We start from the raw sequence: 14162 nt of genomic DNA on the forward strand, positions 1-14162 counted from the left end.
CATCAGATATTGTCGAAACCGCCGCCTGCCGCGACGAAGCCGCCGGTCACGCGCAACGAGGTGATTGCACCATGCTGTTCCATCGGAGCGACTCCGGCTCCATTGGTCTTGACGCCGCCACAGATCTCGATCTCACGTGCCGAACCGCCCGGCTTGATGCTCAGCGCGATGGCGGAGAGCGTGACGACAACACCCTTGACCAGCGACGGCCCGGTGCCACCGAATGTCTCAATGCCGCGATGCACGATCAGCCGGCCGATCGGCTGGCTGATCTGAACGCCGACTGCGCTGTCCGCGTTGGTAACAACGCGGTCGAACTCCGCGAGGTTGACCGTGCCGGTATAGACATTGAAGCCGCGCGCACCTGCACCGAAGGTTTCGATGGGAGCGTTGACTTTCAGTTCATGGACGATGCCGCTTGGACCGTGCGACGTGATCTTGGCCTCGGCGGTCCAGCGATCAACGACGCCTCAATTGTCAAGCACCATGTCGTTGACACCGTAGGTTACGACCGGACCAAGATTGCGCACTACGTCGACACAGGCGCCGTAGACCGTGAAGACGCCGCCGGTAATCTGGTCCGCCGTGCCGGGCGAAAACTGATCCGGACTCACGCGAACATATTGGCCGATCATATGGGCGCATCGAAACGCTCGGGTCGGATACTATGCAATCCACAGGACCAGTCCGTAAAGGACAATGGCTTTCGCCGGTTTCAGTCCTTGCACCGTCGCAGGATGGGCGACCGATAGCCGTTACCAGTCCAGTGCCCCTGTCATTGTTGAGTTACACGGCATTGACGGACCGTGCAGCGGCATCGGATGCCGATTTGTTATGGCGTGGCCAACGGCATGATCGGGGCGCACTGCCAGGCTGCTCGGTCAGAAAGCGCAGCTTCGAAGCCGTCGAAAATCACGCGGCCGTGTTCCAACGTCCCTCCGCGCGGAAGACGCGAGAAAAAATGAATGTCAATCGGACTGGATAGCGGCTCGGGGAGGCGAATGGTCAACGGGAAGGGCTTGAGGGGTTCAGCAAGTTCAATCCATGCGGTTGAGGCGAGCACGCCAATCCCCTGCTCCGCCTCGTCAGCATTGTGACCGGGGCGCGTTACCGCAAGGCGTACAAGCAGCCGCGTTTTGCACAAGCCATCGTCAATCGTAGCCTGACAAGACACAGCGCTTATGCCTGGTATGGCGGGCAGGCTGATGGACGCCGCCGACGCCGGATTTTCCCGCAACGGGCGCAACAACACCCGTCCTCCTTTTAAATAGCCGAAATAGGGATAAGCCCAGGTAAGTTCTCGTGTCGTCCTGGCCGCGGCCACAGTATGTTCGGGAATCGCCATCACGGGATCTGCCGGCAACGGAGCCGTGCTCGAACCGGTGTTCGCCTTAGTGCCAGGAATACCACCCCAGAGTTTGAAGGCGAGCATAGTGTCGCCTGCAGTCTCGCTGCCGGTCGATGTACATGAATATTCGGGTAAAAGACCAACTGGCGAACATGTGAACTTCGGTGCGTTTACGCCGCCCGTGGCATGAACACGCAGCTCGAGTCCATGTGATCGAAGGATCAACGCTGCAGGCAATCGCAGGGGTAGCCAGCCTGGTTTGAGTTCGTCATAGGCAATCTCCCAGTGCGCCAACGCCTTTTCTGTCTCACGAACAAATAACGAGAGACGAAGATGCCCGTTTCCGGAACCAGGAACAGCGACGTGCACATCTATGCCAAGCAGCCCGTGAGCCCCGATAGGCAAGCGTTGACACAAATGTAGTGCCTTCCCATCACCCATTGCTGCCTGCACCGTCTTCGCATCAACCGTCGGCGCGGCGGTCTCAAAGATGAGGCGCGGCGGCGCAAGGCGAAGGTTGGCCAATAAGTCCTCAAGCTCCGCCGGAAGTCTGACATCCTGGGCCCAGCTTTCACGCAGCGCTGCCAAGTCCTCGATCAGCAGTTGATTTGCCTGCGTCAGACGGGTGACTTCAGCGCGCGAGCGCTCAAATAGCGCTGCATTCAGCTTCGCCGCGTCACCGTCAATGAAGCTTGGTTCCGCTCCGATTCCGCCGGCACCCGCCCACCATTGCGCCAAGCCTGCCACCTGTTCTTCATCATGCGGATTCCAGACGACCCAGACATTCGTGGGCGGCATGTCAAGCAAATGATGATCGGTTCCGGTTGCGGTGTCGGCGGCACCGGCGAGAATGAAACCGCCGGTATCGGATTTTTCAGCGATAAGCCAACGCACCGTATTCGTCGGAGGAACGAACGTCCAAGACTGGGCCCTGGACTTTACAATCAAAACTTTTGGATGACCGTCATAGAGTGCGGGAAGCAGATCTGGAGAAACGTGTAGCATTAGGCTGAGACTCGGTTGTGTTCGATTGCAGGTGTAGTCGCTTCGGCGAAGGCCATGGCATCGGTGCCGTGCCACGGACGCAGCTTTCTCGGCGGGATACCGAGACCGCGGCAAAGATGCAGCATGTCCCGTGTTTGCGGAAAGATCGCATCATAGGCCTGCTCAAAAGCAGCGCAGGCTGTGATTGTATTGGCGGCGGAGCGTGTGTCGTGTTTGGCGAGGAAAGCCCAGGTTTCCACCTTCAGTCGCCGTAACGCGCCGGCAAGCAAATGCAGGACAGTGCTTTCGGCAGAGACAACCAGTGAATAGCCCGCAAGCGTAGCGACCGCCGCCTGCCTGTCGCGCCAATCGAGATGAGGCAGGCTCGTTCCAAGATATTCTTGGCGCATGGTCTTGGACGTGGTGCGAAGGGAGGCCAGCGGTAGTGAAACAATTTCGGCAAATGCGTCGAGATCGCTGGTATTGCCTGACAAATGCCCGGCGAAGGTCACAAGATGCAAAACAGTTCCCGCTTCACGAAGCGTGTTGGCCAGCCGCGCGGCAAGGGCGATTGAAGCGGTCGTGGCGTCGTCAACCACAATTGCTATGCATCGGTCTGTCACGGGTGTTGGAAAGACCGATGCCGTGTTGAAAAGCTCCGGATAGAAATCACGCGGATGGGTGGCCTGAGCACGATAGCGATCGTGTTCGATGGCGTGCCAAAGGGCGCGCTGCTCACGCAGGGCCAGCTGTTCCACGGCCTGGAGTAGGGACGCAAAGCCTTCAGCAAGCGGTTTGAATGCTTTGATTTCACCGGAGCTGCTTACTTCAAGATCAAAGAAACAGCCACCAAGCGGTTTCGCCATGTGCCAGTGATTGCCATAGGCAAAGCCGCCTTCAGCAAATTGCTGCGCGAGCAGTTCGCCGGCTTCTATCGCGACGATCTGCGCTTTTTCCGGTATTGGCGGAAGGTTGTGTGCACTCGTCCGATTCACGGAAAGTGAATCCCAATGGAGCATCCGTTCGTTTGAGGAATGAATGGTGAGCGAGCACGTTGCTATCGCTGCGTGCATCACTGCGCATTCAAGCGTCCACAGCACGCCCTGGAGCATACGTTCCGTCACCAGCATATCGTGGAGTGCTTGATCCATAAGGATCAAATGACCGGGGCAAAGGCCATAGCCGGGGCGCTCGGCAGCGCGAAACAGACGAACAAGGTAGTCGTCAAGCTTCACGAGCTCGTCAATACCGTGAACTGTCATGCACCGCACAAAGCCTGTGTCCGGATGGTAAACGGCATACCGTGCCCGCGCCTCAATCTCCATCCGCAACACGGCTTTCACATTATAGAGCCGGGAATGCTTCTCGCGGATGTAGGTGAGGATTGGCGCGAAATCGCGTTCTGCTTCCACCAGCATGCTTTCGCCACGGCGCCGGTAGTGAAAGCCCGCATCCGGCACATGAACACCGCGAAAACCTTTGTCGAGCCCTTGCAGCCAGAAGTCCCAATCTTCGACGCCTTTGCGCATCGCCGTGTCGAAGCGGATGCCAGTATCGAGCATTCGCCGTGAGACCATGCTACCCGCTTCGCAGAAGCTGCGGAAAAGGTGCTCCAAAGGCGAATAGATACCGGAGGTGTCATGAAAACTTGCAAATCCGAACTTGTCGACATCAGCATAAACCCAACCGACTGTTTCGTCCGAGAATCTCAATGCATTGACAAGTCGTTGCAAGAGAAGGGGGCCGATGTGATTGTCACAATCGAGAAAATAAATCGCCTCCAGCGCGGGGAAAGCGCGCACAGCAAACTCGATACCAGAATTTCTGGCGGCGCTAAGACCCCCATTCGCCTTTTTCAGATAAAAGACCTTGCCTTCATATGTTGCCGAGAAATTGAGACAAATCTCGTGGGTTTCCGGTGAAGGGCAACCGTCATTGACGACCACAACAGCAAAATCAAAATCGGTTTGTTGTGCCACAGCCGTATGAAGTGTCTCGGCTGTGAGCCACGGCTGCCCGTAGGCAGGTATGAGAATGACGGCGCGTACATCTGTCGTTGTCATGACGCTCTGGGTCTCCTTTTAGTGGTCGCACCAGATGTGCAATACCAATCGAACAAATTTGATGCGCTGCGTGATGACTCCTCGGATGCACCCGCAATTAAGCGACCGACACCATAACAGTGGCAGGGAACGCCGCATATGAGGATTCAGTCTCCAGAAATCGCTTCCATCGCACGCCTGCCATAAGACTGATGCCATTGAGCCGTGCGTTGCAAACCCGCTTTGAATGGCACCTTTGGTTGAAAGCCGAGGACGTTTATTGCCCGGTCTATGCTGAGTATATTGATGGGCACATCGAACTGATTGCCCGCAGCATGCCGTACGCTGACTTTTCTGTTCAGGAGAGTTTCGATTTCATTGACGATATCCAACAAGGACAGCCCACGTCCTGAGCCAATATTGAATATTCTTTCGATGCCCGCATAGTTTGCCACCTTGATCAAGCCGTCCACTGCGTCAGCAATGTAGAGATAATCCCTAACAATCGAACCGTCTCCCCAGATTTCGATTGGTTTATACGTTAATGCCCGATGCAAGAAAACAGAAACTGCTCCTTGGGCGCGGTCCGTCGCCTGGGCCTCGCCATAGGGATTAGACAATCGCGCTATTCCGTATTCCAAACCATGCAGATTGAAAAAGAGCTTCATATATTTTTCAATGGCAAGTTTGCTAATCCCATAGGAATTATTAGGTTCAAGCGGGTGAAATTCCGCAATCGGGATGCTCTGCGGTGCTCCATAAATAGTCCCGCCCGATGAAGCAAACACCACCTTGCGGCATCCAGATGCAAGCGCAGTTTCAAGCACTCTGATGGTACCGCACACGTTCGACGTTACGTCATGGATCGGATCTTCGTTGGAGGATCGCGGGAGCATAGTACAAATCAGGTGGAAGCAGATATCGGCACCGGCCATTGCTTCTGCCAGTTTGCATTGATCATTCCAGTCACCGACAGTCCATCGCACCGATTTCGTTGGAAACCTAACGCGCGCGACATCCGGTTCACTTCGGCTCAACACAGACACAGCGTAGCCAAGCGAGATCAATCGCTCAACAAGGTGTTGGCCGATGAAACCAGTCGCTCCCAGAACACAAACATTCACGGTAATACTCTCTTGCAAGACAGGCGTCATGATTAGGTATTTGCAGATGTATGCTCAACCACTCCTCGAACAATTCTAATGTCACGCCGCAATAATGAAGATTCATGTAAGCGTCGAACGCAGTCAGTGGATCAGCGCGAGATGGCAACACCAAGTTCATGTTACAATTCCGACACTGACTCAGCCTTTGCCATGCAACCCGTCAGCGGACATCTTTAATCCAGACCGAAAAAGCCTCTATGACCGCCGCCCGGGGACTATAAGGCATCGAGACGATGTAGAAACCGTAGCCCGGCAACGACAGCGGATGCGCTTTGACGAGCAGACCGGTTTCCAATTCATGACCGACGATGACATCGCTGCAGATCGCGATTCCCTGCCCTGCCAGGACCGCGTCAATCGCATGCAGTTCTTCCCGAAAGCTCAGATCCCACGCCTTGTCCACTTTCAGATTGGGATCGATCGACCGCGCTTTCGACAGCCACTGCCGCCAGGTCGGGGCCTCGGGATCCTTGTTCAACCAATCAAAATGGATCAAAGGAAAACGCAGAAGATCCGAGACGCGCTGAGATGCATGGCCGTTGCGCTTGAGCAAATTTGGGCTGCACACCGGAAAAAACGTATCGCGGCAGACCTCCTGTGCAGGAAAGTCCGAAGGCGGCCTGCGGGCATAGCGGATGGCGACATCCGCTGCCCCGGCGCGCAGATCCAGCACCGCATCGGTCCCGATGATCTCCAACGGGACGGTTGGGTTTGTTTCCCGCCACTTTGGCAGGCGTGGGACGAGCCATCGACTTGCAAAGGCATTCGGGCTGGTAACCCGCAAAGGCGCCTGCTCGTCCGTCTCGGCAACGGCAGCGATGGCACCTGCGAGGGCATCAAAGCCATTGCGCAGAGCGGGAAACAGTCGGGCGCCGGCGCTCGTTAACACGAGAGGTCGCGGACGCCGCTGAAACAGTTGGCAACCGCACGTCCCTTCCAGCAACCGGATTTGATGGCTGATCGCCGTCGGTGTAACGCCGAGCTCCTCTGCAGCCGCCTTGAAGCTCCCATGCCTCGCAGCCGCCTCGAAGGCGTGCAACGAGCGAAGAGGTGGAAGCTTTCTCATGTGGACAATGTAGATGAATTTCTCTCATCCAGCACCTGAGATCTTCGACATTGCAGTTGGCTGCGGGCCTATGAGACCATGCCAAAAGCTGGGAGGTGTACAACGATGGAGTTGAAGCGGCCAATTGACCATCCAACGGGCACATATCCGCCCGGCCCTGCAGCCATTGAGAAGCTTCGGCAAAGCCTTCGGGGCGACTTGATCATTCCAGGAGACGCCGTCTACGATGAAGCGCGCAGGGTCTGGAACGGGGCAATCGATAGGCGGCCGGCCCTGATTGCCTACTGCGTCGACGCCAACGACGTGATCCTGGCCGTGACCTTCGCTCGGGCGCACAACTGTCTTGTGGCGGTTAGAAGCGGCGGCCACAACGTCGCGGGCCTGTCGGTCTGTGATGCCGGCATCGTCATCGATCTCTCGCGCATGAAGCGCATCGCAGTCGATCCCGTCAGCCGCGTCGCCCATGCCGAGGCTGGTCTGAGCTTGGGTGAGTTCGATACGGCGACGCAGGCTTACGGTCTAGCGACGACGATGGGTGTTAATAGCGACACCGGCATCGCCGGGCTCACGCTGGGTGGCGGTTTCGGCAAGCTCGGCCGCAAATATGGTTTGACTTGTGATAATCTCATCGCGGCCGACGTCGTCACGGCTGACGGGAGGCTGCTTAGGGCAAGCGCCGCCGATCATTCCGATCTGTTCTGGGGCTTGCGGGGCGGTGGGGGCAATTTCGGAATCGTGACCGCGTTTGAGTACACGCTTCATCCAGTCGGCCCGTCCCTTCTCGTCGGTTCGGTGCTGCACCGATACGATCAGGCCCGCAAGGCGATCCGCTTTTACGACGACTTTGCCCGCAAAGCGCCGGACGAACTCAGTGTCGATGCGGCGCTTGTGACGATGCAATCGGGCGAACGGTTCTTCAGCGTTTCGGCCTGCTATATCGGACCGCCCGAATCCGGCAAGCCCATCCTCGCGCCTCTGATGGCGTTCGGCACACCCCTGGAAAGCAGCCTCGGAGCCGTCCCCTACCTTCAGATCCAGTCGAAGGGCGACACCATTTTCCCGCGCGGACGCCGCTATTACTGGAAAGCCCAGTTCCTCAACGAAATCAGTGATTCCGCTATCGATGCGCTGCTCGAGGCTTATGCCGGCGCTCCCTCTGCCACCTCGCTCTTGGTCTTCCAGCAGGTCGGCGGCGCTATCGCCCGCGTGCCAAAATCTGAAGCACCTTACGCCAATCGTGACGCGCTTTATGACTGTTTCCCGATCACGATCTGGGATGATCCGGTGGATGACGAAGCAAACATCCAGTGGGCTCGCGCGATGTGGAGCGCCATCAGGCCATATGCGACCGGCGGCGTCTACGCAAACAACCTCGGCGATGAGGGCGGCGACCGCGTGCGCCAGGCCTATGGCGAGAACTACGCCCGCCTGGTGGCGCTTAAAACCAAATATGATCCGACCAATTTGTTTCGGCTGAACCAAAATATCCCGCCGGCTGCATCTTGATCATTGATCCGCAGCGACATCGGCAGAATAAAGTGTTGGAGCATTGAGATGGATGCGGGCGTACTGTCGCTGGGCCAGTCTTGCCGCTGCCAGGCGCAGGCCTAACCGGTTCGAACGCAGCTTGGAACATTCAAGGAGCCCAAAAAAACGATCGTCTGTGCCCTTAGCCGGAAGGTCTACGATGGACTGGCTATTTCCCTTGTAAACACCGGCGCTGTGGATGACCGCAGCCTCCACGACGGTAGCCTCTGCCGGCAACAGGGAAATTAGACGCCGGCCTTTGCCTTGAGTTTACTCAGATGGTCCGTGCAGATCGTCTCGACAAGTTCATGCAGGATGGCGGCCCGCTCGCCCAGCCAGACAAGCGCTTCCTCGCTGATCGCGTAATGCTTGGAATAGCGCGATTTGACATAGGCCTCGTTGACCGTGTTGAACCAGGCGCGATAGCGCTGCTGATCGCGCGGCCAGGCCTCGGCAAGGCGCCGGTCCCGCCCTTCGGCCAAGGTGCGCAGAAAGTTCAGATTGTGCGATGCCGGGCCGTAATTGGTGAGGGTGAGAAGCGCGGTCGAATAGGCATGCTCGATGGCTTGGTGCAGAAGGAAGGAAGCATGCTTGAATTGATTATCGCCAATGGCAGTCTCTACCAACTTTAAGTGATACCGTGCGAATGGCAGCCTATCCTCAAAATGTTCCCTCGCCACCGTGTACTCGTCGGCCGGGGTGAGCGGGCGGGGCTCGGCCAGCGGCTCGTCGTCGAGTTCGTAGAGCACAATGCCCTGACGCTGAATGTCGGAAAAGAAATACTGGCCTTGCCGGAGCGCCGTGTTCACCTCGCGGCGCGAATGGACGATGAAGCCGACCTGCGTGTGAACGCCCTTGTCGTGGATCAGCCGGTCGGCGGCCTTGTACCAGTAGCTGGCAAAGTCGGTCAGCTTGCGGTTGTTGACAAGGATGAGCAGATCATAGTCGGACCGGTACCCCTTCATCGTGTGGGGCTCATCCACCCAGTCCCCGCGCGCATAGGAGCCGAACAGGATCACCTTCAGGATCCGGCCCTTCTTCTTGAAGTCGGCCGTCGCATCCTTCAGCGCATCCTCGAATTCCTCCAGGAGGATGTCGACAATGCGCATGAGTTCCCGCTGCTTGCGTTCGGGCAGATGATCAAGACTGGACTTCATCATGCGGTGCTCTGTCTCCCGGCCGGTTCTTCGCATTCTGCAGCGCAGGCGCCAGCTGCCCCGGTGTGCCATGTTTGCCGGCAGGCAGCAACAGTCTCTGCACTCCCCGCTGAGATTGCCCTGCAAAAGGGTCGCTTTCAAGATCGGTTACCCGCAGCGAAAGGCAAGCGCGCCCAGGCGTGGCCGGCCGTTCATTTTCAATGGAGATGAGGGGGGTGATTTGTCTTGGCAGGATAGGACTTCTCGTTGAGAAGCCCGTTTCGCCCGCGGGGCAATAGCCAGTGAACGCCAATCAAACACGCGCTGATTGACCCCTTTGATGAAAGCCGCAGACGGCTTTGCATTCCCGCCAACCGAGGCCGGGAGAGCTGCCAAAGGCTTCCTTTGAAAAGGCCGATAGCAGCCAGCTTTATGTTATCTCGATTAATGACGAATATTCCGCAATCGCTCGCCGAGGCCTTCGACATCAGCGACGTTCAGAGGTCTTATCGATATATCGAGTCATGTCGACTGAGGTGGAGAAATCCAAAGACCCGATGATACGAGGGGAATGTTGATGGCGCGTCCAAAGTACGCTCAACCGACTTGCGAAATACGAATGCGAGACACTGTTAGGGTTTGCCAGCTCCTACCGTGATGCTGGAGAATAAATCATCGTCGACATCACCATTGTCAGAGCCGACGTTAACACCCGCAACCGGGCGATAGCGGCCGTCTCGATAGGCCAGACTGAAGTGCACAGGCTGGTCGAAGCGATTGCTGGAATGGCATTCCGCGGCCGTTTTGGTTGACGTCTCGTGCATCACCGTCTGTTCGACCCGCAGTTCGCGATAGCCTGGTTTCTTTTTGGGAGCAATTGTGAGCGTGCGCTTGATCGTCGTCGAGCTGCCGCTACAGTCCCCATCATTTTCACCATTCGTGCGCTGTACAATCAGTCCATCCAGTACCCGTTCAATGCCACCATTGTTAAACGTGTAGAGCCAGAGCGCATGTTCGTCATAGGGGTTAACGCGCGAACTGCCATATTGCGAAGTGCGCAGACCAAAGGCGCGCAGATCGCTGCTCACATCGTAGCGGGCCGTATCGAGTTCGAGGCTGCTGAACCGAATGGCATCGGAGAAGGCCATGCCCGTCTCAAGACGTCTGGCGAGCAGCTTGCCAGTGGTGCGATTGAAGACAATGATCTCCACATCTCCCTTGTTCTCGCCCTCAGCTGGCGGGACGGCCTCGAGTATCGGTATCGCGGCCAGGGTGAGTTCCGGCCTGTAGGACCAGGCCTTGCACACCACGTTGTCGGGATTGATCACCTGGGCATGGCCACCACTTTTTTGACAGCCAAACCGTCCGCGACCTGCACCGCCATAGGGTAAGCCTGCTTGAGCAAAGCATCTGTGATATCGCAATCCGCGAGGGCTTGTGTTGGCAACATCATGGCGAATGTTGTGATGTGCAGTGCTGCGGTGAATTTCATCAACTGATCATTTGACCTTTTGAAACAAGGATTGCGTCTGAACAAGCTTTCTCAACGGCACCGTAACCTTAGCTTTCATCAAGGTAAAATACTGTTGTTGAGTTTCAGCACCAGTTGACCCATTTTTCCATCCGCGATGACCACGGTCGATCGAGAGACTAGTAGCCGGAACACCATTGGGCACCAAGGCGTGAGATAGTGCTCCTCGCTGACAGCACAATCTATGAAACGGTGCAGCGCGCCGAATTTCCGCGACCGCGAAAATCCCGTCCAACCGGCCGCGGTGGTTCGACCTCACCATCCCCATTTGCAATGGAAGAAGCCGTCGACTGGATTTCGCTTGGCATGAAGCAATCCACTGTCTTCGATCTTCGGTCAGTTATCAGGCGGCCGCCGAGCCCACCCCGAAAGCAGCACTAGCAGCCTCGATTTCACCCTGGAACTTGTCCAGGAAGTCATCTCGCCCGATCTCGCCCAAATCAACTGCCTTTGCTCCACCTGCCGCAATGAACGTCACGTCGGTGATGCCGATGACGCTCAGGATCAAGCGCAGATACTGGGTCGCGATGTCTCGATCGCGGATTGGGGAACCTTCGGTGTAAACACCACCGGAGGCCATAAGCACAGTAGCCCTCTTACCGCTGACAAGGCCTTTGCCGTCCATCCCGAGCGTCGACCCCTTGCGGACGATGTGGTCAACCCAAGCCTTGAGCGCCGCCGGAATGTTGTAGTTGTACACGGGCGTGGCAATGACGAGATGGTCGGTCGCCAGCAGCTCCGCGACAAGTTCGTCCGACAGCCGGAGCACGTCTTTCATTTCGGTCGAATGCTGCTCGGGCGGCGTGAAATAAGCCCGGAGCCACGGCGCGCTCACAAACGACAAGTTCGTTTCCATCAGATCACGGGTAACCACCTGCCCACCGGGATGTGCTGCCTGCCATTCGGCGAGGAAGCGACCGGTGAGATTGCGCGAGATCGAAGAATCACCGCGCGGACTGGTTTCGACAACGAGAAGGTGGGGCATGAATGGTATCCTTGGATTTGAGTTGGCCGAAGCGGAAGCCGGAGTTCGGCGCGCCGAGAGCATGACTGTAGCTTGCGCGCTGGACGATCATCATTAAAAGGGATAATAATCCGATTATCTCTATCGATCTGGATGATGGAATGTTGGGCAGTTTGACCCTGGACCAGTTGCGCGTGCTGGTAGCGATCACCGAAACTGGCAGCTTCTCGGCTGCCGGTCGCAAGCTCCACCGTGCCCAGTCTGCGATCAGCCAGGCCATTGCAACGCTGGAAGACGTGCAGGGGGTGATCCTGTTCGATCGGAGCAGCTATCGCCCGCACCTGACCGATGCAGGCCGCGCGCTGGTCGCCCAGGCTCGTGTCGTCCTGTCGGGCACGGCACGTTTCGAGGCGATGGCTGCCGCCACGCGCAATGGACTGGAGCCCGAGCTTGCAGTCGCAATTGATCCGCTGGTACCCACTGCTTCGTTTATCGATAGCCTGCATGCGCTCCGCGAGGCGTATCCTCACCTGCCGGTGAGCTTCTCGGAAGAGGGCCTCGGCGGCGCCGAGCGACGATTGCGCCGAGGAGATGCTGCACTCGCGTTCTGTGTGCTTCTACCTGATGTGCCTGAGGATGTTGTAGCTTTGCCATTGCTTGACGTGCGCCTGCTTCCGGTCGTGTCGCCAGCCCATCCGCTCGCCCGGCTCGGCCGACCGGTAACGCGCGCGGACCTGGATGAGCATGTCCAGCTTGTGCTGTCTGATCCATCCACACCGGACAATCCCGGCTATGGAATTCTTGGGACGAAGGTGTGGCGTTTCGTTGAGCTGGGGCGCCGACTGGATTTCCTCCTCGCAGCGCTTGGCTGGTGCCGGATGCCCGAGCATCTGGTGATGCCGCTTCTGGTCGAGGAACGCCTCGTCCCGCTGCAAATTGAGGACGATCCTGCCAGCGCTCACAGCCCTCTGACCATCTATGCAGCGCATATGCGAGATCGCTTCCCGGGCCGCGCAGGCGCATGGCTCCTCGACAATCTCCAGGCCCGGTTCATTTCAGTTTCAGCGCATCCTCGCTCAGAAGCGGACATAGCAATTTCCACCCATCGCTGAGTCCAAGACCACAATCGCCGGGATCGTGCGACAGAAAAAGATCAAGCTATGGGAAGCTCTTAGCGCTAGCTAAGACGTTGAGTACCTCATGGTCGAGCAGACGTTCCAAATTCATCATCTGCAATGTATCATTCGGAAGCGCATTGGACGCGATGCTCGCAAACGCCTCAGCGAGAACACAGGAGCCGGTCGATGACGAGCACACGAAATTCACGGGGGTTCTGAATGGCAGCGACCTCTCACCTGAGAACCACCGGCCTGCAACAATTCCTTGATCTTGAGCAGCAGCGCGATTGGATAGAGGGCGAGATCGACTTGCCCGACACGGGCGACCGCTTGGAGTCCCTGGAACAGCGTTTCAAATATGTGGCGCGATTTGAGAAGCTGCTTGGTCGCCCGCAAGCAGGGGAAGTCCTGGAGATTCTCGGGCTGTACGGTCCTAGCTGCATTCCGATCCCGCGCAAGACCGAGCGCTCCTACTGGTCTGTTTCCTGTCTGCCATCGACATCGGACAAGCCGCTCGTCCGCGTCAATGCGAGCTGGATGGAGCTTTTTACGCTTTATGCCCAAGACGAAGACATCCGCGCCAGATTCATCGTGCATCTTTCGGATTTCACGACAGATCGCTCAGCCACGCCGAGCCGGGTGGACGAACCCTTTCTGGAGCAAAGTGTCGCGCTGCCAGAGCACGTCAGTTATTTCTTCCCGCGTGGCGCGGACATTTTCGGCATCAATGTGCGCGGCTCAGTCTCGATCCGCAAATTCCTCACGAGCCGCCGCGTGGTGTGCGCCATTCGGACGTTCAACCTGACACACATGAACCGGGGGCGGAACGCCTATCAGGCGAGCCATTGCTACAGCGTCGCCGATTACATGCAGGCAGGTAAAGGGGTTCTTTAATGCGCGCCATCCTGGCGAACTCACCGGCGTCATCGCGGCCCATTTCGCGAGGTCGAAAAGACAACGGAAGCGCACTTGTACGTGACTGTTTCGGCCCAACCACGGCGCCAACGTCGACAGGTATGCACCCGCATACCTGTCGATAGGTAACTGTGCCTTCGACCGGAAGCTGACATTGCAGTGACCGCCTGGAGCTCATAGTCGCAACAGAACCGGCCATTCCCGCAAGTTCTGTGTGGGTCACGCCCGGCTCGCCCGAACGCTCAGCCACCGATCATGCGGCTTTCCAACGCACCGGCGTACCTCGCCGACGATCCAGCCGGCGTCTGTGAGTGCGGACCGCAGGGCAGACTCGCGCCAGTACGTCTCGACGTAGCGCCGGGGCG

The 14162-nt window shown here is 57.6% G+C and carries 13 protein-coding genes and 1 pseudogene; 3 read left to right on the top strand and 11 right to left on the bottom strand.

Annotated features, from left to right (window positions below):
* Positions 1 to 2 precede the first annotated feature (2 nt).
* From AC1Q5O_RS23480 to AC1Q5O_RS23505, 6 genes are all read right to left on the bottom strand, one after another.
* Positions 3 to 245 (bottom strand): hypothetical protein, encoded by a 243-nt coding sequence (locus AC1Q5O_RS23480; RefSeq protein ID WP_492566296.1) that lies wholly within the window; start codon positions 243 to 245, stop codon positions 3 to 5.
* A 225-nt stretch (positions 246 to 470) separates the two neighbouring features.
* The gene (locus tag AC1Q5O_RS23485; RefSeq protein ID WP_492566298.1) at positions 471 to 635 is read right to left on the bottom strand and encodes a hypothetical protein; all 165 of its coding nucleotides are present in this window, start codon (positions 633 to 635) and stop codon (positions 471 to 473) included.
* 197 nt (positions 636 to 832) lie between these two features.
* A complete protein-coding gene (locus tag AC1Q5O_RS23490; RefSeq protein ID WP_492566300.1) occupies positions 833 to 2353 on the bottom strand; it encodes a DUF6212 domain-containing protein in 1521 nt (506 codons plus the stop codon).
* Positions 2353 to 4395: a glycosyltransferase family 2 protein gene (locus AC1Q5O_RS23495; protein WP_492566302.1), complete on the bottom strand. Its 2043-nt coding sequence runs from the start codon at positions 4393 to 4395 to the stop codon at positions 2353 to 2355. The genes AC1Q5O_RS23490 and AC1Q5O_RS23495 overlap by 1 nt, the downstream gene beginning before the upstream one ends.
* A 146-nt stretch (positions 4396 to 4541) precedes the next feature.
* A complete protein-coding gene (locus AC1Q5O_RS23500; protein WP_492566304.1) occupies positions 4542 to 5528 on the bottom strand; it encodes an NAD-dependent epimerase/dehydratase family protein in 987 nt (328 codons plus the stop codon).
* 172 nt (positions 5529 to 5700) lie between these two features.
* Positions 5701 to 6606 carry a LysR substrate-binding domain-containing protein gene (locus tag AC1Q5O_RS23505; protein WP_492566306.1) on the bottom strand — a complete coding sequence of 302 codons (906 nt, stop codon included), beginning with the start codon at positions 6604 to 6606 and terminating at the stop codon, positions 5701 to 5703.
* Positions 6607 to 6711: 105 nt separating this feature from the next.
* Between AC1Q5O_RS23505 and AC1Q5O_RS23510 the strand changes: the two genes are divergently transcribed.
* On the top strand, positions 6712 to 8112 hold the full coding sequence (locus AC1Q5O_RS23510) for an FAD-binding oxidoreductase (RefSeq protein ID WP_492566308.1): 1401 nt from the start codon (positions 6712 to 6714) through the stop codon (positions 8110 to 8112).
* Between the two features lie 266 nt (positions 8113 to 8378).
* Here AC1Q5O_RS23510 and AC1Q5O_RS23515 read toward each other — a convergent pair whose 3' ends face one another.
* From AC1Q5O_RS23515 to AC1Q5O_RS23530, 4 genes are all read right to left on the bottom strand, one after another.
* A complete protein-coding gene (locus tag AC1Q5O_RS23515) occupies positions 8379 to 9290 on the bottom strand; it encodes a nucleotidyltransferase and HEPN domain-containing protein (protein ID WP_492566349.1) in 912 nt (303 codons plus the stop codon).
* Positions 9291 to 9901: 611 nt separating this feature from the next.
* A complete protein-coding gene (locus AC1Q5O_RS23520) occupies positions 9902 to 10597 on the bottom strand; it encodes a PA3715 family protein (protein ID WP_492566310.1) in 696 nt (231 codons plus the stop codon).
* Positions 10594 to 10761 carry a hypothetical protein gene (locus tag AC1Q5O_RS23525; protein WP_492566312.1) on the bottom strand — a complete coding sequence of 56 codons (168 nt, stop codon included), beginning with the start codon at positions 10759 to 10761 and terminating at the stop codon, positions 10594 to 10596. Before AC1Q5O_RS23525 ends, AC1Q5O_RS23520 begins: the two co-directional genes overlap by 4 nt.
* A 382-nt stretch (positions 10762 to 11143) precedes the next feature.
* Positions 11144 to 11785 (bottom strand): FMN-dependent NADH-azoreductase, encoded by a 642-nt coding sequence (locus AC1Q5O_RS23530; protein ID WP_492566314.1) that lies wholly within the window; start codon positions 11783 to 11785, stop codon positions 11144 to 11146.
* A 140-nt stretch (positions 11786 to 11925) separates the two neighbouring features.
* Here AC1Q5O_RS23530 and AC1Q5O_RS23535 point away from each other — a divergent pair, with 140 nt between their 5' ends.
* Together AC1Q5O_RS23535 and AC1Q5O_RS23540 are read left to right on the top strand one after the other, a co-directional pair.
* Complete coding sequence (locus AC1Q5O_RS23535) at positions 11926 to 12876, top strand: LysR family transcriptional regulator (RefSeq protein WP_492566316.1); 951 nt, start codon at positions 11926 to 11928, stop codon at positions 12874 to 12876.
* Between the two features lie 225 nt (positions 12877 to 13101).
* Positions 13102 to 13776, top strand: a complete 675-nt coding sequence (locus tag AC1Q5O_RS23540; RefSeq protein ID WP_492566318.1) for a hypothetical protein — start codon at positions 13102 to 13104, stop codon at positions 13774 to 13776.
* Positions 13777 to 14016: 240 nt separating this feature from the next.
* On the opposite strand, the pseudogene AC1Q5O_RS23545 reads toward AC1Q5O_RS23540, so the two are convergent.
* Positions 14017 to 14162, bottom strand: a pseudogene (locus AC1Q5O_RS23545) (class I SAM-dependent methyltransferase); the annotation flags it as partial.

Source organism: Phyllobacterium sp. MT110 (genome assembly GCF_058792715.1).

Excerpts from the sequence above, each read along its gene's own strand:
- AC1Q5O_RS23485 (WP_492566298.1), bottom strand. The coding sequence starts at position 635 with ATGATCGGCCAATATGTTCGCGTGAGTCCGGATCAGTTTTCGCCCGGC.
- AC1Q5O_RS23490 (WP_492566300.1), bottom strand. The coding sequence starts at position 2,353 with ATGCTACACGTTTCTCCAGATCTGCTTCCCGCACTCTATGACGGTCAT.
- AC1Q5O_RS23495 (WP_492566302.1), bottom strand. The coding sequence starts at position 4,395 with ATGACAACGACAGATGTACGCGCCGTCATTCTCATACCTGCCTACGGG.
- AC1Q5O_RS23500 (WP_492566304.1), bottom strand. The coding sequence starts at position 5,528 with ATGACGCCTGTCTTGCAAGAGAGTATTACCGTGAATGTTTGTGTTCTG.
- AC1Q5O_RS23505 (WP_492566306.1), bottom strand. The coding sequence starts at position 6,606 with ATGAGAAAGCTTCCACCTCTTCGCTCGTTGCACGCCTTCGAGGCGGCT.
- AC1Q5O_RS23510 (WP_492566308.1), top strand. The coding sequence starts at position 6,712 with ATGGAGTTGAAGCGGCCAATTGACCATCCAACGGGCACATATCCGCCC.
- AC1Q5O_RS23515 (WP_492566349.1), bottom strand. The coding sequence starts at position 9,290 with ATGAAGTCCAGTCTTGATCATCTGCCCGAACGCAAGCAGCGGGAACTC.
- AC1Q5O_RS23525 (WP_492566312.1), bottom strand. The coding sequence starts at position 10,761 with ATGAAATTCACCGCAGCACTGCACATCACAACATTCGCCATGATGTTG.
- AC1Q5O_RS23530 (WP_492566314.1), bottom strand. The coding sequence starts at position 11,785 with ATGCCCCACCTTCTCGTTGTCGAAACCAGTCCGCGCGGTGATTCTTCG.
- AC1Q5O_RS23535 (WP_492566316.1), top strand. The coding sequence starts at position 11,926 with ATGTTGGGCAGTTTGACCCTGGACCAGTTGCGCGTGCTGGTAGCGATC.
- AC1Q5O_RS23540 (WP_492566318.1), top strand. The coding sequence starts at position 13,102 with ATGGCAGCGACCTCTCACCTGAGAACCACCGGCCTGCAACAATTCCTT.